The organism is Empedobacter brevis NBRC 14943 = ATCC 43319 (assembly GCF_000382425.1).
Taxonomy (GTDB): domain Bacteria; phylum Bacteroidota; class Bacteroidia; order Flavobacteriales; family Weeksellaceae; genus Empedobacter; species Empedobacter brevis.
In genome coordinates this window covers 1-20215 of record NZ_KB908308.1, presented here as the reverse complement: position 1 = coordinate 20215, position 20215 = coordinate 1, and the positions used below count along the sequence as shown (strand labels likewise).

Below are 20215 nucleotides of genomic sequence, written 5' to 3'. Positions count from 1 at the left end.
TCTTATGACAATGTATTCATTCGATATAAAAAATAAAAACCGGGGCATGCTGAAAATACTGCTTCCCGTTCTGGGAATATTGTTGCTGGTTCAATGCCAAAACAAGCCTAAAGAAGATGTTAAACAAGCTGTTGTAAATGAAAGCAATACCGTAGTATTAACGGATGCCCAATTAAAAAATGCGGCTGTTGAAACGGTACGCCTTTCAGAAAAAAACATTGCCACTGTTTTAAAATTAAACGGAAAGATTGACGTGCCGCCGCAAAACCTGATTTCGGTAAGTGTGCCTTTGGGCGGTTTTTTGAAGAGCACCCGCTTACTGCCCGGAATGTATGTGCGCAAAGGGGAAACTATTGCCGTGATGGAAGACCCGCAGTATATAAAACTGCAACAGGACTATTTGCAGGCCAAATCAAAACTGCACTTTGCTCAGCTGGATTACCAGCGACAAAAAGACCTCAACCAAAGCCAGGCCAGCAGCGATAAGGTAATGCAGACTGCACAGGCAGAAGTGAATAACCAGCAGATTATGATGAATGCCCTGGCACAGCAATTACGCCTTATCAACATCAATCCCAATAGCCTGAATGCGAATAAAATCACTAAAACCATTCCGGTTTACAGCACGATCAATGGCTTTGTGAGCAAGGTAAATGTGAACATCGGGAAATATGTAAATCCTGCAGACATATTATTTGAATTAGTCAATCCCAACGATTTGCACCTCAATTTGAAAGTCTATGAAAACGACATAGATAAACTGAAAATCGGGCAAAAACTAATGGCCTATTCCAATGCAGAACCTGGCAAAAAATATGAAGGGGAAATCATCCTTATCAGCAAAGACATCAGCAGCGATGGTATTTCGGAAGTGCATTGTCATTTTGACCCCTATAACAAAAGCCTGTTGCCGGGTATGTACATGAATGCCGAAATAGAAACCAAAATCTCGTTCGCTCATGCCGTTCCGGAAGAAAGCATCGTGAATTTTGAGGGAAAGGATTATGTGTTTGTGCAAACTGCCAGACAAACCTATAAAATGCTGCCCATAACTGTAGGCGGGAAAGAAAACGGCTTTGTCCAGATTGTAAATGATACAGATTTTACAGATAAAAATATCGTTTCCAAAAATGCCTATACGCTCTTAATGAAACTAAAAAATACGGAGGATGAAGAGTAAAGGAGGTTTTTTAAAGGGCAGAGCAAAAAGCTTGGTATTTACATTAAGAGGAACTTGGTATTTACTCACAACCGAAGATGCTGCGAAGGCTCAGTTCTTTCTTTGTTCTGTTTTCATTGTGATAGGATTTTATTTTGGTATCAACCGTTATGAATGGATGTTTCAATTAGCTGCTATCGGAGCGATACTCGCAGTGGAGGCGTTAAATACAGCGGTAGAAAAATTATGCGATTTCATCCATCCTGATTATCACCCGAAAATAGGTTTTATCAAAGACATCTCTGCGGGAGCTTCAGCCTTCATGGTACTGGTTTCGATAGTATGTGCTTCTATTATCTATTATCCCTATTTGTTCCATGATTAACTCAAATTCAATTATGAAAAAAATATTTTTAAGCAGATATGGATTGCTGCTTTCAACAATAATTATTTACATTATTACGTCTTTTTTGATAAGGCTTACACTTAGCATTATTTCTTTTCATAATCTTGACGGACATGTATATAATATGCTATGCACATTCGCCATTGGCTTATGTTACGATATCACGGTTGCTTTATTTATTACCACTTTCTATAATGTTTATCTGCTGCTTTTCCCAACCTGTTTTATTGGTTCTATAGCGGACAGAATACTTACTTTTTTCATACTGATCGTAACGCTCTTTATCACCTATTTTGGTTCTGTCGCAGAGTTTCCGTTTTGGGATGAATTTGGGTCACGATTTAATTTTATTGCAGTAGATTATCTCATTTATACGTATGAAGTTATAGAAAACATTAAAGAATCCTATCCTTTACCGTTACTGATCGGGGGATTGCTATTGTTAGTACTATTAACCTTGTTTTTACTAAATAAGAAGAAAATTTCCCGCGCTGCTTTTACCAATAAAATGCCTTTTAAAAAAAGGTTGGTCGTATCATCAGCCTTATTGGCAACGACCGCCCTTTTGGGTATTTCCCTGACCAATAAAAATGCGGAGTTCAGTAAAAACACAACTGTAAATGAGCTTAGCAAAAATGGTATTTTTTCCTTTTTTGCTGCATTCAGGTCTAATGAATTAGATTATGATGCTTTTTATCTGACCCTGTCACAACGCGATGCATACACTATTCTAAAAAAAGAATTAGTGCAAGGAAACCAAGAATATGTTTCAACGGATTTTGACGCCATTTCGAGAATTACCAAAGGGAACGGGCAACCGGTTCAATATCCGAATATTATTTTGGTTACCATAGAAAGTTTTAGTGCTGAATTCCTGTCTGCTTTTGGTAATAAAAAAAATATTACGCCAAATTATGATTCAATGGCAAATGAAAGCATATTTTTTAGAAATATGTATGCAACCGGAACACGTACGGTTCGTGGAATGGAAGCCTTAGCACTGTCGGTTCCGCCAACACCTGGAAATAGTATTGTACGAAGACCGAATAATAAAAACATTTATTCCATCGGTACGGTGTTAAAAGAAAAAGGGTATCAGCTAAATTTCATTTATGGCGGAGATGGTTATTTTGATAATATGAATACTTTTTTCGGAGGACAAGGTTTTGATATTATTGATAGGGACAGGGGGAATCCGCTATCTGATAATATTGATACACAGCGTTTTCCTATTCAGGATAACGAAGTCAGCTTTGAAAATGCCTGGGGTATTTGCGATGAGGACATTTACAAACAATCCATCAAAAATGCCGATTTGGAGTTTCAGCAGAATAAACCGTTTTTCCAGTTTATAATGACCTCTTCCAACCACAAACCTTACACCTTCCCCAATGGAAAAATAGATTTACCGCAAGGAGATAGAGATGGAGCTGTAAAATATACTGATTATGCACTGGGCAAATTCATCAATCAGGCAAAAACAAAACCGTGGTTTAAAAATACGGTTTTCGTAATCGTCGCTGACCATTGCGCAAGCAGTGCCGGAAAGTGGGAGATTAACATTGAAAAGCACCGTATTCCGGCTATAATCTATAATCTGAACCATGAGCATACGCAAATAGACCGGTTGGTTTCTCAAATCGACCTCATGCCAACGCTATTGGGATATTTAAACTGGAATTACAAGTCTTCATTTTATGGCAAAGATATTAATCAAACCAAAATTGGCGATGAAAGAGCATTTATTGGGAACTACAGAACACTTGGATTATTAAAAGGAAACGTTTTTACACAACTGAATGATAAAAAAAGAGTAACACAATTCCGTTGGAATGAACGGAGCAAAACAATGTCAGAGGTTAAAGATACCAACAATCGTTTTTTAATTACTCAAACAATAGCCTTTTATCAAACAGCCAGTGAGCGATTTAAAAAAGGACGAATGAAGGAAAAGCAGCATTAGACAGCATATTTTGTCGGCAAAATTCAGCGCTAATAGTATCGTTAAAAACCATTTATAAAAATTAAAAACAATGAAAAAAATACTCTTAATTCTCCATGTGATGGTGATGTCCCACGCATTTGGGCAGACCGCGATACAAAACGCAAAACAACAAGCCAAAGAACAGCACCGATTGATTCTATTGAATTTTTCGGGTTCAGATTGGTGTGTACCCTGCATCAAAATGCACAAAACCATTTTTGAAAACGGAACCTACAAACAAATGGCCGACAGCCTTTTGGTGTATGTAAATGCAGATTTTCCGAGAAAAAAGAAAAACCAGCCCTTATCCCAAACCATAAAGGAAAATGAAGCTTTGGCAGATAAATATAATCCCGGCGGTGCTTTCCCTTATACCCTTTTACTGGATGTGGATGGAAAAATAATCAAAACCTGGGAAGGCCTCCCGAAAGAAGGTGTTGATGGGTTTACAAACGAAATCATAACCCTATACAGAAAAGTAAAAAAATGACAACAAAGGAATTTCGCAAAACCGAAAAGCTGATGGGCAATGCCTTTGAAATCACGGTAGTGGGAGCAGATGAGGTTTTAGCCTATCAACAAATTGATTCCGCCATTGTGGAGATTAAGCGAATTGAGCAATTGTTTACCACTTTTAAAACGGACAGTCAGACCAACCTGATTAATAACAATGCCGGAATACAGGCGGTGAAAGTAGATGAAGAAGTTTTCAACCTGATAAAAAGAAGCCTCCGCATCAGCCGTATTACCAATGGTTTTTTTGACATCACTTACGGAGGTGTGGATAAAAGTCTGTGGAATTTTGATCGGTCAATGACCAGACTGCCCGATGCCGAAACGGCAAAAAAACTGGTTTATCTCATTAATTATCAAAATGTAATCCTGAACAGGGAGAACAGTACCGTCTATCTCAAAGAAAAAGGGATGCGTATTGGTTTCGGTGGTATTGGAAAAGGCTATGCCGCAGAAATGGCCAAGAATGTTTTGCAAAAACAAGGTGTAGGTTCAGGTATCATCAATGCTTCAGGAGACTTAACAGTATGGGGTACACAGGCCGATGGTAAACCCTGGACAATAGGCATTGCCAACCCGGACCAGGCCCGGCTGCCATTTTCTTATTTGAACCTTACGGACACTGCCATTGCCACCTCGGGAAACTATGAAAAATATGTGAAGGTTGGCGGTAAAAAATACTCGCACACCATCAATCCGAAAACAGGAATGCCTATTACCGGGATAAAAAGTGTAACGGTTATTTGCCCCAATGCAGAAATCGCAGATGCTATGGCTACCCCTATCAGTATCATGGGCGTTAAGGCAGGATTGGAAATGATAAACCAAATCCATCAGATAGAATGCATCATCATAGATGACAAAAACAAAATATTCACTTCAAAAAATATCAATTTAATATGAAAACAAATAAAATAATCCTGCTAAGTGCTATCGGTACATTATCGCTTGGTTCCTGCACCACAGTGAAAGAATACCAGAAAAACAAACTCAACGATGCCGAAATGGTATTGAGCAACCGTACCATAGAAAAAACTGAACTTAACTTTCAATCTTACCGTGAAGGAGCCTCCGGAGCCAATGCCGGAAAAAGTGGCGGGGGTTGTGGATGTAATTAAAATCAGTGAAACAGTAACCCAAACAATGAAAAATGAAAAGAATATATATTAGTGCATTAGGACTTTTTAGTTTTTATCAAATCCAGGCACAGCAAATAAAAACAGATTCTGCATCGGTCGGAAAATTAAAAGTTGATGAAGTGAATTTAGTGTCCAGTTATTACAAACAGGATGGGAACAATTCTGCGGTAACGGGAGGTATCGGAACAGAAAAGCTGACCGATATTTCCAATATAATCAACATTAAACTCATCCGGTATGACAAGAAAAAACGCAAACACTCTTTTGGGGCAGAATTGGGCATAGACCACTATACTTCTGCCTCTTCGGATATGATAGACCTCAAGGCCAATTCCTCAGCATCCAGTCAGGACATTCGAGTTTATCCTTCCTTGAGCTGGCAGGTAGAAAATGAAGAGAAGGGAAACAGTTTTATGGCAGGTGTGTCTTCTTCCACCGAATATGACTATCAATCTTTTGGGGCAAATATTGGTTTCTCCAAAAAAACAACCAATAAAATGGGAGAATTAACAGCCAATCTTCATGCGTATATCGATCAGGTAAAACTTATTCTTCCCATAGAATTGAGGCAAGGGACGGCAGAAGATAATGGAACTGATAGCCGGAATACTTTTGCCGCATCACTTTCTTATTCGCAGATTATCAATGCCAATTTACAGCTCGTATTTCTTGTAGATGCCGTTCAGCAAAACGGACTATTGAGCCTTCCGTTTCACCGTGTATATTTTTCGGATGGAAGTGTACATCAGGAAAAACTTCCTGATAACCGGTTCAAGCTCCCTTTGGGTTTCCGTGCCAATTATTTCTTGGGTGACCGGTTCATTATCCGAACCTATTACCGCTATTATACAGATAATTGGGGTATAAATTCACATACTTTCAATATAGAAACACCGGTAAAATTATCCCCTTTTGTTTCCCTCAGTCCTTTCTACAGGTATTATACCCAGACAGCGGTAAAGTATTTCGGTGCCTACCAAACACACAACGAATCCAACGGGTTTTATACCAGCAATTATGATCTGTCCGGATTTAACAGCCAGTTCTTTGGTATGGGTGCCCGGTTCAATCTTCCCAACGGATTATTTGGAATCTCAAAATTCAATATGATTGAAATACGCTATGGGCATTATACAAAAACAACCGGTATGAAGGGTGATATCATTTCATTGAACCTTAAGTTTAAATAAAATGAAGCGTGTTTTCTTAATATTTCTTCTATTTCCAACCTTGCTTTTTTCTCAAAACATAGAAGCAGATAGCAGCATTTTGTCTAAAACAACCAATCCTGCTTATCAGTTTTCCACTAAGAAGCTCATCATTCCCACAATTTTGGTTTCTTATGGTGTTTTAAGTCTAATGTCAGATGGTTTGAAAACACTTAACCAATCTACCCGTCACGAGAGCAGGGAACATATTTTGCCTGGTGCTAAGATTGACAACTACATGCAGTATGCTCCTGCTATTGCAGTCTATGGACTCAATCTGTCGGGGGTAAAAGGAAAACATAATTTTAAGGACAGAACAATCATATATGCAACCTCCCAACTCATATCAGCGGCAATGGTTTTGCCCACCAAACAGTTGGTTGGCGAGGAACGTCCGGATGGTTCCAGTAAGACTTCCTTCCCTTCCGGACATACGGCAACGGCTTTTTCATCAGCACATTTTATGTTCAGGGAATATAATGAAACCAATTTTTGGTTGGGTATTTCCGGCTATCCGATTGCTGCCATGACAGGCATCTACCGGATTTTTAATGACAAACATTGGGTTGGCGACGTAATTGCCGGAGCAGGCATTGGCATTCTATCGACAGAAGTGGCGTATTGGTTGTTTCCGACCATTTCAAAATGGTTTGCCAATAAAAAGAATCAGGCATCACTGGTTATACTACCCACTTATCAAACAAAACAATTTGGATTAGCAATCATTAAAACATTTTAAAAAATGAAAACAGAAAACAAAAATCAGTTTACAGTAATTCACCGGATTTTACACTGGTCTGTTGCACTATTAATGTCTATTTTATTTATTACCGGATTTTTACGGATGTACTGGATGAGCAAAAAAACAATTATAGATACGGTTGAAACCGAGATGCAAAGCCACAACATTTCACTTGAAAAGGGACAGATAATACCTATCGTAAAAAGCATTCAGAAACCGATGTGGGAATGGCATGAATATGCTGCCTACATTATGTTTCTGGCATTCTTAGTAAGGATAATTTATATGCTCGTAAAGGGAATTAAATTTCCTAATCCGTTGAAGAAATCCCAATCAGTAAAGGAAAGAATGCAAGGATTTATTTATGTAATTTTTTATCTGTTCATCGCCGTTTCTATTGTTACAGGATTTTACCTGAAATGGGTGGACGGTCAATGGAAAGAACCGATGGAAGCTGTTCATAAGTGGGCCATTTATTGGTTTCCGATATTCATTTTATTGCATTTTGGCGGAATTGTAATTGGTGAGTTAACCAGCAAAAAAGGCATTGTGTCTAAAATGATTGGAGGATAATAAAAATAATATAAACTATATAAATAATTACAAAAATGGAATTGGAAAAACATTATGTAAATAAAGCCGGGTGGCTCAGAGCGGCGGTACTTGGTGCGAATGACGGTATTCTTTCTACAAGCAGTATCATTATCGGTGTGGCGGCTGCAAGTGATTCTCGTGAAACAATCATTTTAGCGGCACTTGCAGGAGCTATTGCTGGTGCAATGTCTATGGCCGCAGGTGAATATGTGTCGGTAAGTTCTCAGGCAGATTTAGAAAATGCAGATTTAGAGAGAGAGCAAAGAGAATTAATAGAAATGCCTGAAATTGAATTAAAAGAACTGGCAAAAGTTTATCAAAAAAGAGGATTAGACGAACAATTGGCATTACAGGTAGCCCGGCAATTAACAGCACACGATGCTTTGGGTGCCCACGCAAGAGATGAGTTAGGTATAAATGAAATTACAGAAGCAAAGCCATTTCAGGCAGCATTGGCTTCTTTTGCTTCCTTTATTATAGGGGCGGCATTACCCTTTCTGGTTACGCTTATAGCCCCGGTAAAAGCGATGATTTATTGTCAATATATTTTCTCGCTTTTGTTTTTGGTATTGCTTGGAACTATTGCAGCAAATGCAGGCGGTTCCAATCTCAAAAAAGCAATAGGCAGAATTTGTTTTTGGGGAACAACCGCAATGCTAGCCTCGGCTTTGGTGGGATATATTTTTGGCGTAAATATTTCCTAAAATAGGAACGGCAGCATCAAAGGAACATTCGGATTTTAGTCCTAATGTAATGTCAATTTAATAAAACATTGATACTATGGATATATCAAAGCAAAATTATTTAAAAAGAATCGCGGAGTATGTAGTAAGCCTATTTGATTCAAAGACTACCGCTGAACTATGCTATCATAATCTGGAACACACAAAGGCTGTTGTTAAAAATGCTGCTGAAATGGCAGATTTCTATCGTTTGAAAAATAAGGAGAGATTTATTTTATTGGCAGCAGCATGGTTTCACGATACCGGTCAATTATTTGGGCCAATGGATGGTCATGAAAAAAGAGGAACATTTATTATGGAACAATTTTTACGTAGCCATAAAATTGATGCCAGTATTATAGTGGAAATAAACAAAGCGATTATGGCGACAGAGGCAAATACAAAACCCACCAATTTAATCGAAGATATTTTACGAGATTCGGATGTGTACCATTTAGGAACCAAAGATTTCCCTCAAATGGATGAACTTGTATGGAAAGAAACAGAGCAACGCTCAGGGCACATAATTCCAGATAAATTCCAGAAGTCATTGGACTTTCTCAACAAACACTGTTTTTATACAGCATATTGCAAAGATAGGCTGTTAACCGGAAAGAAAGCCAATATAGAATATCTGGAAGGCTTGATAAAGGCTTTTTAAAAATCCAAACAATTTTATTATTGAATATTTATGGTTTAGTGCAAGGAAAATCCTTTAAAGAATAGCCATATCATACTACCTTTTTAAATGAACGATTTTTGTAAAAACATAATTAGAGATTTAGATGACGAGATTAATGAGTTATCTATCGAATTTAATGACTCTTTAGCATTATGCGAAAAAGCTATTGGCTTAACTATAGACAAAATAGCTAAATTAAAACAAGTTGTATTAAAACGTGGTTTTAAAGACATTGAGGAAGAAATCCATTTTTTCAAACATTTGAAGCCTAATGTACTTTCTAAACTAATTTATTATAATTCTATCTACAAGATAGAAACCAAAAAGCCCTATGGTGGTGAAAAGGTAATTGAAACACATTTAAACAACGAGTTATTTAATCTTAAAAGATTTTTTGATAATAATCTTGAATTCTATAAGTATTATCGAACCAACAGCACTTATCTTGACCACAAATATTTCGTTCGTGGGAAGTATGATATTAAGTTAAGTTTGGATACCTACTATTTTGAATCTGATCATAGTTTTTCAACATCCCATGATTATAAGGTCGCCAAAATTATTGCGAACGACTTAATACAGGTTTATTTGGAGGATAATCTTTCTAATAATATTAGATACAGCACACTGAAAAGTGCGGAAAAAATCAAATCTACGTTAGTGTGGACAGCAAGTAAAACAGCACTGATTGAATTAATTTACGCATTACACACTCAAGGGGTTTTTGGTAATGGAACCATAGACATCAAAGTAATTGCGACTTATTTTGAGCAGACATTCAATGTTAATTTGGGAGATTTTTACCATACCTTTTTAGAACTTCGCAATAGAAAAACTAACCGAACCAAATTTATTGATACTCTAAAAGAAGGACTGTTACGGAGAATGGATGAGCAAGAAGAAAAATAGAATTGATTTTAATTGCAATAAAAGATACTTATTGTATTTTAAATATTAATATATTAAATGTTTTACCAGCTTACTTTCTCTGCGTTCGTGAAAGCTGTTATCAAGAATAGCTCTTAATGCCGATACTATTTAATAAACAATAATTTTAAAAATATGACAACTTATAATGTACCCAATCATCTAAAAGGGCTGACGGAAAACGAGGTAAAGGTTTCCCGGGAGCGGTATGGCTACAACCAGATGGAGGCAATTGGCAAAAATTCCCTGCTGGATATGTTGATCAACATATTGAAAGAGCCAATGCTAATCCTGCTCTTTGCTATTTCAATTATCTACGTGCTCGTAGGCGATTATGGCGAAGCACTGTTTATGTTTATGGCCATTATTGCCGTATCTGCTATTTCCTTTTACCAGGACAACCGCAGCAAAAAAGCACTGGAGGAATTAGAAAAGCTGAATGAACCGCTGAGCACGGTAATCAGAAATTCGGAAGTGGTCAAAATAGCTACGCATGATATTGTCATAGGCGATTTGTGCATTACGGAAGAAGGAAGGATCATCAATGCCGACGGGCGGATTGTCCACAGTAATGACTTTTCAGTCAATGAAGCATCATTAACCGGTGAGAGTTTTTCTGTATTCAAAAACAGTGACCCAGGGAATAATAAAATTTTTAGCGGAACGATTGCCGTTTCGGGATTGGCGGTCTTTGAAGTAGAACAGATTGGAAAACAAACGCAAATCGGCAAGATCGGCGAATCTATCCTGACGATAAAAGAAGAAATTTCACCATTGCAGGTTCAGATACGAAAATTTGTAAAATGGATGGCTGTTGCCGGTATCCTCATTTTTCTAATGGTTTGGGTGTTCAGTTTCATACGGACGGGTAATCTTGTTGACAGTCTGTTGAACGGTCTTACCCTGGCGATGTCTGTCCTTCCCGAAGAAATTCCCGTTGCATTCACCACGTTTATGGCTTTGGGTGCCTGGAAGCTGATGCGGGAGGGCATCATCATCAAAAGAAGCAGTATCGTGGAAACATTAGGCAGCACCACGGTTATCTGTAGCGATAAAACAGGTACCATTACCGAAAATTCTATGCAGCTTAAACAGTTATATGATTACCGGTCTGACAAAACTTTTGATGAAAAAGAATTTGCCAACCCCGAACTGGCAGCATTGATAGACTATGCGATGTGGAGTAGCGAACCCGTTCCGTTTGACCCGATGGAAAAAACGCTTCACCAGGTGTATGAACAGACACAAAGAGACGATGTAAGAAAAGATTACCAGATGTTCCACGAATATCCATTGGAAGGTAAACCACCTATGATGACGCATCTTTTCGAAAATTCAGAAAAAGAAAGAATTATAGCTGCCAAAGGAGCTCCCGAAGCTATTCTTGCTATCGCTACGCTCTCGGATACCGAAAAGGACAAAATCAGAGGCCTTATCAGGGAGTTCGGGCAGCAGGGATACCGGGTGTTAGGAGTAGCCAAATCCGATTTTGAAGGCAATGATTTTCCGGAAAGACAACAGGATTTTGAATTTGAATTTTTGGGATTGGTTGTGTTCTATGATCCTCCGAAGGAAGGGATACGGGAAGTATTCCGTCATATTTATGAAGCAGGCATCAAGGTGAAGGTAATCACGGGAGATAATGCTGATACAACACGCAGTATCTCCTCCCAAGCAGGTATCGTCAATACGGCTGAAGTCCTGAACGGAAACGATGTGGCGGCTTACCCGGAAGAAGAATTAATACCGGTGGCTGAACGCACCGTTTTATTTACCCGGATGTTTCCCGAAGCTAAACTTAGCGTGGTGAATGCACTGAAAAAGAAAGGTGAAGTGGTGGCGATGCTGGGTGATGGTGTAAACGACGGCCCTGCTCTTAAAGCAGCTCATATAGGCGTGGCAATGGGCAACAAAGGAACAGAAATTGCAAAAGCAGCCGCATCTTTGGTGATAACCAATGACGACCTTGAAAAATTAGTGATAGGTATTGCTGCCGGAAGAAGGATTTATGCCAATATCAAAAAAGCTATACAGTACATCATTTCTATCCATATACCAATTATACTGACGGTATCTTTGCCTTTATTTTTAGGCTGGATATTTCCCCAGATATTTACACCTGTACACGTTATCTTTCTGGAATTGGTGATGGGACCTACCTGCTCCATTGTCTATGAAAACGAACCGATGGAGAAAAATACAATGCAACAGCCACCCAGAACAATGACCGATACCTTTTTGAACCTGCGTGAGTTGGCCATCAGCATTATACAAGGGTTAGTCATCACAGCGGGCGTATTATTTGCCTATCAATGGTCTGTTCAGCATGGTGGCAGCGAAGAAAAAACAAGGGCAATGGTTTTTACCACACTGATTTTGGCAAATATATTGTTGAGCCTCGTTAACCGTTCCTTCTCTTACAGTGTGTTTGACAGCTTCAAGAATAAGAATCCCCTCTTCCCGGTTATTATTGGTCTAACTTTGGTATTACTTTTTGTCATACTGTATATTGCACCTGCTGCCAATTTCTTTCACGTAACCGGATTGGACTTACAGGAGTTAGGGATGACATTATCGGTAGCAGCGGTTTCAGTTTTGTGGTTTGAAATTTATAAATTGTTTAGAAGAATGAAAAAATCAACGCTTATGTTATAGTGAAAGGTACATATCCGGTATAACATTCTGCATTAGATAAGGATTAAAGCGATGCTCATTTTTAAAAAAATTTACCAAGCTCAAAACAGTACTAACCAAATTGAAACTGCTGCTGCGGTGACTTTTATCCTACATACCTTGAATTGCGGAACAGGAAAACCAATAGGACAAAATTCCATGAGTGACGGGCTTTCAAGAAAATGGACGAGCAGGGTGACAGGGAATGACTTTCTTATAAAACCCCACGGGGTAAATGAATACCTTTTGTCCTTACAATACTCTCCGAAATATTTGAAGTTTCTTTTTGTTTTTCGGTTTGTTCCGCAGGTTCCTCTTTGGGGTCAGGCGTGATAGACAACTGTATCTTTCGTTCAACGGCAGCCAGTTCCGTTTTGAGTTCGCCCAATCGACTTTCTTTAGACCACGTACCGTTTACCACTTCCTGAAGAACAGGTAAATCCTTTTGTATTTCCGCAATTTTCTTTTGCTCCTGCTGTATATAGCCTGGCAACTTCTCCAGTGCATTAAGGAAGTTCGTAGCCGCCAGCTTTTCATCTTTAGCGATTAAACCGTTGTTGTAGGTGTATTTGATATTGCCCTCGCCCTGCACCAAAAATCGGTTTACACGAATATCCACGCCCTCTTTTTCGGACATTTCGGTTTTTACCAACAGCGTAAATCCGTACAACGTACCGATTTCTTCATACTGCCCCCCGGTGCGGGCTTTGTCCGCAAGCTGGTTGAGCTTTGCACCGATTTGTTTTATATCCGCATTGAGTGGCAAGCCGTCCAGCAGAACAGGGTTTGCAATAGTACCGTCAGAACGCTTTTGTATGCGTTGCTTTAAATTTCCCCAATCGGTTGTCATTCGGTTAAAACGGGATTGTGCACTTTCGAGCAATTCCGTAAAGTCTTGCAGCTTGTATTTGGCACTGAACTTGGAACGGTTGAACGCCTGTTTTTCGCTTTCCAGTCCGGCAATCTGTTTTTCTAATTTGGCTTTATCCAAAAGGTCGGTATTTCCTGATAGGATAGCCACATATTCCGAAAAATTCATTCCCGATTTTTCGTCCATACTGCCTTCGTCAATGGTACGTTTGCCGAGGTTATTGTTTTTTAATTGGTCTATAAATAGCTGTTTATTATACAACAGGTTGAACTTGTAGCTATCCAATGATTTTTCTACGGCATAGATGATCACATCTACTTTGTTATCGGCAAAGAACTTGGCAATCTCATTGCCTTTACGAACAGCCCGACCGACCCTTTGGGCAAGGTCGCTCGGTCGCCACGGTGTATCTAAATGATGAACGGCAACGGCTCTTTTTTGTGCGTTCACACCTGTCCCCAACATACTTGTAGAACCGAACAGCACACGTATTTTACCCTCGTTCATTCCTTTGATAAGCTCCTTACGCTGCTTGTCATTTTTGGCTTCCTGTATAAAACGGACTTCGTGTGCAGGGATGCCGTGGTCTTCCACAAGTTTGCGTCTGATTTCTGAATAAACATTCCATTCGTTTGGTTTGTAAGTTCCCAAATCGGAAAAAACGAACTGCGTTCCTTTCTGTGCATTGTATTGGTTGTAATATTTAGCAATAGTTGCAGCACAATGCGAAGCTTTGCTATCGGGATGGTCTTCATATTTTCCATTTACCATCCGCATATCGAGTGACATTTTGCGGGCGTAATCCGTAGCGATGAGCATCTTCGCCTTTTCTTCGCTTTGCGACAACGGTGGTCTTCCGAGCAACTCGGCATTTCCCGTTTTTGCAAAATCCATCAATTTTTGAATAAATGCAGACTGGTCTGGAGTGGGCGGAATATTATATAATATCTCATTCTTATTCGGTCGGTCAATACCTATATCTTTTGCCGTTCTGTAATCTGTAATTTCAGAATAGAATTGAGCCAATTCCGGCACCTTGATAAAGTAGCGGAAGCGTTCTTTTGCTACAATGTTATTGGCAACCGAAAATTCATAATCGGTCGTTTTCCTTGCATAGATGGCTGCCCACGCATCAAAAGAATGAATGCCTTGTTTTTCCATTGCTCTTGGTCGCAGGTATTTGAACAGCAGGTACAGTTCGGTTAATGAGTTGCTGATAGTTGTACCCGAAAGAAAGGTTGCTCCCATATCTGCATTAATACGTTCCTGAATGGTGCGGATTGCAAAGAGCAGGTTCATTGCTTTTAGGCTTCCGTCCACGTTTCCCAATCCCGCAACCCTTGTATGCCTTGTGTTGAACATCAGATTTTTGAATTGGTGGCTTTCATCTACGAACAAATGGTCAATGCCCATCATCTTAAAGTCCACTACATCATCTTTGCGGTTTTCAATATCGTGTTGCAGGGTTTTTAATTTTACTTCGAGATTTTCTTTCCGCTTGATTACTCCGGCAAGCATCCCTCTTGTAACCTCTTTTCCTCGCGATTGCAACGCATCGAGGTTTCGTTCTACGCTATCTAACTCAATTTGGAGAATTTCCTTTTGCATTTCTGGCGATTGCGGTATCATCCCGAATTGGTCGTGTGTCAGTATCACACAATCCCAATCGTTGTTTTTAATGTCGCCAAAAATCCGCAGGCGTTTTTGTGGCGTAAAATCTTCCTTGCCCGGAAATAGAATTTTAGCGTGTGGGTAAGCAGTGCGGTACGCTTCGGCAATTTCGTGAACATTGCTTTTCAGCCCGATAATCATCGGTTTGTGTGCCAGTCCCAAACGCTTCATTTCCTGTGCTGCCGTACACATAACCAACGTTTTTCCTGCACCTACTTCGTGGTCGCAGATAGCACCGTTGTTCAGCTTTATCATCCAAACCGTGTCCTTTTGGCTTGAATACAGGTCTTCAATGCCCAATGCCTTACGGTCTAATCCCGGAAAGTCCTGATGGCTGCCGTCATAGTTTGGTCGGACAAAGCAGTTAAAAGTATCGTTGTATTGGTCGGTCAGCCTGTTTTTAAACTCATCATTTTGGGCGTGGAGCCATTCGGTAAAGGCGGTACGGATTTCGTCAATCTTGGTATTCGCCATTTGTATGGCTTCCATATCCCGCACCTTGACCTCTTGGTCGCCAACCTTAATTTTCTTAGTAATATCAGGCGTGGTATTGACAAGGGCGTGTTTGAGCAGGGCAATCCCGTCAAACGTTCTGCTTTCAGCTTTGACAGCGTATTTTTCCCATATATGCAAATTCTTACGGTCGCACTTTACTGAAAAGTCATCGGAACTTTCAGAGTAATGAACGAGAACCTCCGTATCAAAAAGATGTGAAGCAAAGCGGGCATAAATGCCAGTGGGTATCCAGCGTTCGCCCAAATTAAAATCGAGTTCCTCAAACTCAATTCGTCTTGGTCGGGCTTCTTCCAAAACGATAAGGCTTGTTTTGGCTTCGGTATCATTGGGATTGTTTTCAATGTAGTTCTGTACCTCTTGGGCTTTCTCTACTACGTTTCCTGCAATCCAGCGTTCGGATATTTCATATTCATTTTGCAAAGGATTGTAGTAAATGCGACCGTGTAAGGCTTCTTTCAAAGCATCGTCCGTCATACCGCTGATTTCGGACATATAGTCCAAATCAACGCTTCCGTATTTGTTCAGCGAAGCCGCTAACGCTTCTTCGGGATTGTCCGTTGCTATGGTTATGGTAGAAAAACTTACAGGACGGCTGAATATATCCGCCTTGTGGGTTACGCCACCAACGACACGCTCCAAATAAGGGAGTTCCTTACCGGAACTATCTGTTTTGATGAGCTTGATATTATCCGCACTATTTAAGTTTCCGTACCTTTTGACAAAGGCATCGTAAAGGCGGTTAAGGGTTTTCCTTTCTTCCTTGTATTCGGTCTGAAACTTTGCCTCTTTATTGTAAAGCTCTTGGTAAACATCACGTACAGCAATGTATGTTTCGGCTCTTGCTTTCTGTAAGGTCGGTAAAGCTAAAGGGTGGAAAACTGCCGTACCGTCTGATGTATCTACATCTTGCAGATGACCGACCCAACCATTATCCACAACAAGACAATTGTTACGGTGGTACGATTGCAGTTCGCCACTATAAGGAGCAGGCTCGGGAATGGTATTGGGAACGGCTGGCTTATCAGCTTGGCCATTCCCGTTTATTTGTGAAAACAGGTCGCCGATGGCTTCTTGTTTTTTACCGTTGGTTGATGTGCTTCCGTTGGCAGTTCTATTGGTAATCGGAGGCGTATAAGGTTGCTGCATCGCACTGAACAAGTCGGTCTGGCGATTTATTGCACCTCTTCTTTTATTGGTGCTTTGCCTTTTAACTTGTGTCGTTCTTTTGGGCGAAGCAAGAACTGCTACGGGTTCGTTTATATTTTCAAACAGGTCAAAAATGCTTAACTGTTTTAATTCCTGCGGGCTTTCCCGATTGATTATCGGTGCAGATAGAGGTTGTATTTCGGGTAGAACGCTTACAGGTGGAGGTGTAACCTTTGGTTCAATCGGAATTTGTATAACAGGCTCATCGTTCCGTTCGCCTTTGTATAAATTCAAATTCAGGTGCTTTCCAAAATCATCCGTAAGCATTTGTTTGAGGTCTTTGGCAATTCCGTTAACGCCGTCTTTATGCGTATAGATTAGGGCAGGTTGCCCGTAAGGGTCGGTATCTAATTTACGGTCGGTATGCACAATTCTTGTGCTGTCCTGAAAGAGTGCATTGCCCGGTGTATTGTATTCTGTTTGGCTGCTTCGGCAAAACAGATCTTCCCTTTCGGTCAGATTTTGTTTTGCCGTATTTTTTTGCAGTATGATGAGGTCGCTTCCGACTTCCGTACCTGCATATTCCGTAAACAGGTTGTTGGGTAAACGGACAACCGAAACCAAATTATTATCCCGCATCAACGCCCTCCTTATCGGTTCGTTCTTCGGGCTGTTGAGAATGCCCTGTGAAGTAATGTAAACCAGCAAACCGCCCTCACGGAGCATATCAGCCCCTTTCAGGAAAAAGTAGTTGTGTATGCTTCGGGCAGCCTGTACTTTTGCACTGTCCCTGCTTCGGGAATAGGAAAGGTCAAACACGGAAGTATCGCCGAATGGAATGTTACTTGCGACAACATCATAGCTGTTTTGTTCCTTTTCGGGAATTTCCTCAAAGCCACTTACACGGATATTGCTATCGGGATAAAGCTGTTTTAAAATCTTGCCTGTCAGTAAGTCTTTTTCATAAGCGGTAACACTTTGCCCATTTTCTGAAAAGGATTGTACGAATGAGCCGATACCTGCGGAGGGTTCGAGGAATTTATCAATGTTCAGACCGCTTTCACGCAAGGTTGCGGAAATCGCATCTATTACCTGTGGCGGTGTATAAAAAGCTGTCATTACGGAGCTTTTCATACTGTCCACATACCTGCGATATTGTTTCTCGTCTTCGGAATTTTCTTTGAGTAGCTGGTGGAGTTCCTGCGTAATCGGAAAAAAGTCGTGTTCGGTCTTTCTCCAATGATTGATGTCTATTTCATTCGCTATGGGGTTCAGAACGAATTTAAGACCGCCAAATCCGCTGTATTGCATCATTAGCAGTCTTTCGCCTACGGTGGCTTGTCGTTTCTCCTTTTCAAGTTTAAAAGCAATTCGTAGGGCATCAATGTTCTGTTGGAGATGTTGGCGTTTACTGAAGCCCATTTTCCTCTATCCATATTGCGATGGTTCCGGTTATTTCGGTATAGAGCAGGTCGTACTCTGTGTTATAAGCGAAATCATCGGTTAGTTGGTAGCCGGAGAAAACAGGCTCACAAACCGGGAACATTTTCACGGCGAACGGTCGCAGTTCCTCATCTGCCATTATGGTATCAAACTCATTGCATACTACCTGAAAAACGGTGTCGAATTTGGAGAAGTGCAAGCCCTCAAACAGAATGTAGTTGGCTATTTCGTTGCATTGTTCAACTGCATTTCCTAAACTAAAAGCACCCTCGTAGGCATTGGCAGCCCACGAAGAACGTTGCTCAATAAATTTTTGGTCGTTTGCTTTTTCGGGGAAGCTGGTGTTTAATAATTCTTGCAGTCGTAACCTGAAATACGATAAGTCTTTTTGCTGTGTATCCATACTATAATTTTTGTTTAGAATTTTGCTTGAAGCCTAAAATTATAGCAGTAGATAAGCCCCTTTGCAGAAGTGGCAGGGTTTGGCTTTGAGAGGTAGGTTTTTACCACTTAGTAAATTGAAATAGAAACTTGAAAAGAATTAAGATTTGAATATTTTTTCATAAACTACTTTTGTGTTTAAATTTATTATCGTAATATTGCGATGTAAAAATGTAAACTAATGGGACTTACCAAATCAGAAATATTTACAGACCAACAGAATAAGCTGGCTTCTCGATTTAAAGTTTTGGCACATCCTGCAAGGGTTGCTATACTTCAATATATCATCAATCAAGATGCCTGCATCTGTAACGATTTGGTTGAGGAATTAGGGTTGGCACAGGCAACCATTTCACAACATCTAAAGGAATTAAAAAACATCGGTATCGTTCAGGGAACCATTGAGGGAAAATCTGTTTGCTATTGTATTGATGAAAAAGTATGGAATGAAATTCAAGAGGAATTTAATGCGTTTTTCAATCAGGAGGTAAAAGTAACCAAGTGCTACTCATAGCATTTTTTTAATATTTAACATCGTTATATTGCAATATAACATTTATTGTACTACTTAAAATTCAGTTAATATGAAACTATCAAAAATCAAAGAAATCTTGCCAAGATTAGAGAATGTTGAATTTAAGTTAGAGAACGGAACGCTTGTTCCCGAACATTTCCACGTTACCGAAGTTGGACAAATCAATAAGAATTTTATTGATTGTGGCGGAACAATCAGAAATGAAAAAGTTGTCAATTTCCAATTATGGAATGCTAACGATTTTGAACACAGATTAAAGCCAACCAAATTATTAAACATTATCAAACTATCTGAAGAAAAATTGGGTATTGAAGATGCTGAAATAGAAGTAGAATACCAAAGCGAAACGATTGGTAAATATGATTTGGATTTCAACGGAAAAACATTCGTACTAAAAAGTAAAACAACGGCTTGCTTGGCAAATGATGCCTGTGGCATTCCTGCTGAAAAACAAAAAGTAAACTTGGCAGAATTAAAAGATAATGCTTGCTGTACACCAAATTCAGGATGCTGTTAAACTAAAAACTATCATATAAAAATCAGACAAAATGAAAATTGCATTATTCAGTGACATTCACGCCAATCTACCTGCATTAGAGGCATTTTTTGAAGATGTAGAAAAAAGAAATCCCGACAGTATTTATTGCTTAGGCGATTTGGTAGGCTATAACATTTGGGCAAATGAAGTAGTGAACGAAATCCGTAAAAGGAAAATACCAACCATTGCAGGGAATTATGATTTTGGCATCGGGCGTATGAGCAATGATTGCGGATGTGCTTATAAAACCGATAGTGAAAAAGGCAATGGCAGCGTATCTATTTCCTTTACCAACTCTATTATGA

Annotated in this window: 18 protein-coding genes; 16 read left to right on the top strand and 2 right to left on the bottom strand. The window is 39.6% G+C overall.

The window, feature by feature from the left end; all coding sequences use genetic code 11:
- Positions 1 to 4: 4 nt before the first annotated feature.
- From H277_RS0117925 to H277_RS0117865, 13 genes are all read left to right on the top strand, one after another.
- Positions 5 to 1180 carry an efflux RND transporter periplasmic adaptor subunit gene (locus H277_RS0117925; RefSeq protein ID WP_115170872.1) on the top strand — a complete coding sequence of 392 codons (1176 nt, stop codon included), beginning with the start codon at positions 5 to 7 and terminating at the stop codon, positions 1178 to 1180.
- A 31-nt stretch (positions 1181 to 1211) separates the two neighbouring features.
- Positions 1212 to 1544, top strand: coding sequence for a diacylglycerol kinase (locus H277_RS0117920; protein WP_338107167.1), 333 nt, complete (start codon positions 1212 to 1214; stop codon positions 1542 to 1544).
- Between the two features lie 13 nt (positions 1545 to 1557).
- Positions 1558 to 3528 (top strand): LTA synthase family protein, encoded by a 1971-nt coding sequence (locus tag H277_RS0117915; RefSeq protein ID WP_033422802.1) that lies wholly within the window; start codon positions 1558 to 1560, stop codon positions 3526 to 3528.
- A gap of 70 nt (positions 3529 to 3598) precedes the next feature.
- Positions 3599 to 4039: a thioredoxin family protein gene (locus H277_RS0117910; protein ID WP_019977006.1), complete on the top strand. Its 441-nt coding sequence runs from the start codon at positions 3599 to 3601 to the stop codon at positions 4037 to 4039.
- Positions 4036 to 4965, top strand: coding sequence for an FAD:protein FMN transferase (locus H277_RS0117905; RefSeq protein WP_019977005.1), 930 nt, complete (start codon positions 4036 to 4038; stop codon positions 4963 to 4965). Before H277_RS0117910 ends, H277_RS0117905 begins: the two co-directional genes overlap by 4 nt.
- Positions 4962 to 5180 (top strand): DUF4266 domain-containing protein, encoded by a 219-nt coding sequence (locus H277_RS0117900; protein WP_019977004.1) that lies wholly within the window; start codon positions 4962 to 4964, stop codon positions 5178 to 5180. Before H277_RS0117905 ends, H277_RS0117900 begins: the two co-directional genes overlap by 4 nt.
- Positions 5181 to 5212: 32 nt before the next feature.
- Positions 5213 to 6391, top strand: a complete 1179-nt coding sequence (locus tag H277_RS0117895) for a DUF3570 domain-containing protein (RefSeq protein WP_019977003.1) — start codon at positions 5213 to 5215, stop codon at positions 6389 to 6391.
- 1 nt (position 6392) lies between these two features.
- The gene (locus H277_RS0117890) at positions 6393 to 7148 is read left to right on the top strand and encodes a phosphatase PAP2 family protein (RefSeq protein WP_019977002.1); all 756 of its coding nucleotides are present in this window, start codon (positions 6393 to 6395) and stop codon (positions 7146 to 7148) included.
- Between the two features lie 3 nt (positions 7149 to 7151).
- Positions 7152 to 7724 (top strand): cytochrome b/b6 domain-containing protein, encoded by a 573-nt coding sequence (locus H277_RS0117885; RefSeq protein ID WP_019977001.1) that lies wholly within the window; start codon positions 7152 to 7154, stop codon positions 7722 to 7724.
- Positions 7725 to 7759: 35 nt separating this feature from the next.
- On the top strand, positions 7760 to 8449 hold the full coding sequence (locus H277_RS0117880) for a VIT1/CCC1 transporter family protein (RefSeq protein WP_019977000.1): 690 nt from the start codon (positions 7760 to 7762) through the stop codon (positions 8447 to 8449).
- Between the two features lie 76 nt (positions 8450 to 8525).
- Entirely contained in the window at positions 8526 to 9128 is a 603-nt protein-coding gene (locus tag H277_RS0117875) for an HD domain-containing protein (protein WP_019976999.1), read from the top strand.
- Positions 9129 to 9215: 87 nt separating this feature from the next.
- Positions 9216 to 10058 carry an RteC domain-containing protein gene (locus tag H277_RS0117870; protein ID WP_019976998.1) on the top strand — a complete coding sequence of 281 codons (843 nt, stop codon included), beginning with the start codon at positions 9216 to 9218 and terminating at the stop codon, positions 10056 to 10058.
- A 153-nt stretch (positions 10059 to 10211) separates the two neighbouring features.
- Positions 10212 to 12731 carry a cation-translocating P-type ATPase gene (locus H277_RS0117865; protein ID WP_019976997.1) on the top strand — a complete coding sequence of 840 codons (2520 nt, stop codon included), beginning with the start codon at positions 10212 to 10214 and terminating at the stop codon, positions 12729 to 12731.
- 232 nt (positions 12732 to 12963) lie between these two features.
- Here the strand turns inward: H277_RS0117865 and H277_RS0117860 are convergent, their stop codons facing one another.
- Both H277_RS0117860 and H277_RS0117855 read right to left on the bottom strand, forming a co-directional pair.
- Positions 12964 to 18375: an N-6 DNA methylase gene (locus tag H277_RS0117860; protein ID WP_019976996.1), complete on the bottom strand. Its 5412-nt coding sequence runs from the start codon at positions 18373 to 18375 to the stop codon at positions 12964 to 12966.
- On the bottom strand, positions 18362 to 18799 hold the full coding sequence (locus H277_RS0117855; protein ID WP_019976995.1) for a DUF1896 domain-containing protein: 438 nt from the start codon (positions 18797 to 18799) through the stop codon (positions 18362 to 18364). The genes H277_RS0117860 and H277_RS0117855 overlap by 14 nt, the downstream gene beginning before the upstream one ends.
- Before the next feature lie 219 nt (positions 18800 to 19018).
- On the opposite strand from H277_RS0117855, the gene H277_RS0117850 reads away from it, so the two are divergent.
- From H277_RS0117850 to H277_RS0117840, 3 genes are all read left to right on the top strand, one after another.
- Positions 19019 to 19351: an ArsR/SmtB family transcription factor gene (locus H277_RS0117850; protein ID WP_019976994.1), complete on the top strand. Its 333-nt coding sequence runs from the start codon at positions 19019 to 19021 to the stop codon at positions 19349 to 19351.
- Positions 19352 to 19421: 70 nt separating this feature from the next.
- The gene (locus H277_RS0117845; RefSeq protein ID WP_019976993.1) at positions 19422 to 19889 is read left to right on the top strand and encodes a DUF6428 family protein; all 468 of its coding nucleotides are present in this window, start codon (positions 19422 to 19424) and stop codon (positions 19887 to 19889) included.
- Between the two features lie 31 nt (positions 19890 to 19920).
- A partial coding sequence (locus H277_RS0117840) for a metallophosphoesterase family protein (protein ID WP_019976992.1) occupies positions 19921 to 20215 on the top strand: 295 nt, incomplete at its 3' end.

Excerpts from the sequence above, each read along its gene's own strand:
- H277_RS0117925 (WP_115170872.1), top strand. The coding sequence starts at position 5 with ATGACAATGTATTCATTCGATATAAAAAATAAAAACCGGGGCATGCTG.
- H277_RS0117915 (WP_033422802.1), top strand. The coding sequence starts at position 1,558 with ATGAAAAAAATATTTTTAAGCAGATATGGATTGCTGCTTTCAACAATA.
- H277_RS0117910 (WP_019977006.1), top strand. The coding sequence starts at position 3,599 with ATGAAAAAAATACTCTTAATTCTCCATGTGATGGTGATGTCCCACGCA.
- H277_RS0117905 (WP_019977005.1), top strand. The coding sequence starts at position 4,036 with ATGACAACAAAGGAATTTCGCAAAACCGAAAAGCTGATGGGCAATGCC.
- H277_RS0117900 (WP_019977004.1), top strand. The coding sequence starts at position 4,962 with ATGAAAACAAATAAAATAATCCTGCTAAGTGCTATCGGTACATTATCG.
- H277_RS0117895 (WP_019977003.1), top strand. The coding sequence starts at position 5,213 with ATGAAAAGAATATATATTAGTGCATTAGGACTTTTTAGTTTTTATCAA.
- H277_RS0117890 (WP_019977002.1), top strand. The coding sequence starts at position 6,393 with ATGAAGCGTGTTTTCTTAATATTTCTTCTATTTCCAACCTTGCTTTTT.
- H277_RS0117885 (WP_019977001.1), top strand. The coding sequence starts at position 7,152 with ATGAAAACAGAAAACAAAAATCAGTTTACAGTAATTCACCGGATTTTA.
- H277_RS0117880 (WP_019977000.1), top strand. The coding sequence starts at position 7,760 with ATGGAATTGGAAAAACATTATGTAAATAAAGCCGGGTGGCTCAGAGCG.
- H277_RS0117875 (WP_019976999.1), top strand. The coding sequence starts at position 8,526 with ATGGATATATCAAAGCAAAATTATTTAAAAAGAATCGCGGAGTATGTA.
- H277_RS0117870 (WP_019976998.1), top strand. The coding sequence starts at position 9,216 with ATGAACGATTTTTGTAAAAACATAATTAGAGATTTAGATGACGAGATT.
- H277_RS0117865 (WP_019976997.1), top strand. The coding sequence starts at position 10,212 with ATGACAACTTATAATGTACCCAATCATCTAAAAGGGCTGACGGAAAAC.
- H277_RS0117860 (WP_019976996.1), bottom strand. The coding sequence starts at position 18,375 with ATGGGCTTCAGTAAACGCCAACATCTCCAACAGAACATTGATGCCCTA.
- H277_RS0117855 (WP_019976995.1), bottom strand. The coding sequence starts at position 18,799 with ATGGATACACAGCAAAAAGACTTATCGTATTTCAGGTTACGACTGCAA.
- H277_RS0117850 (WP_019976994.1), top strand. The coding sequence starts at position 19,019 with ATGGGACTTACCAAATCAGAAATATTTACAGACCAACAGAATAAGCTG.
- H277_RS0117845 (WP_019976993.1), top strand. The coding sequence starts at position 19,422 with ATGAAACTATCAAAAATCAAAGAAATCTTGCCAAGATTAGAGAATGTT.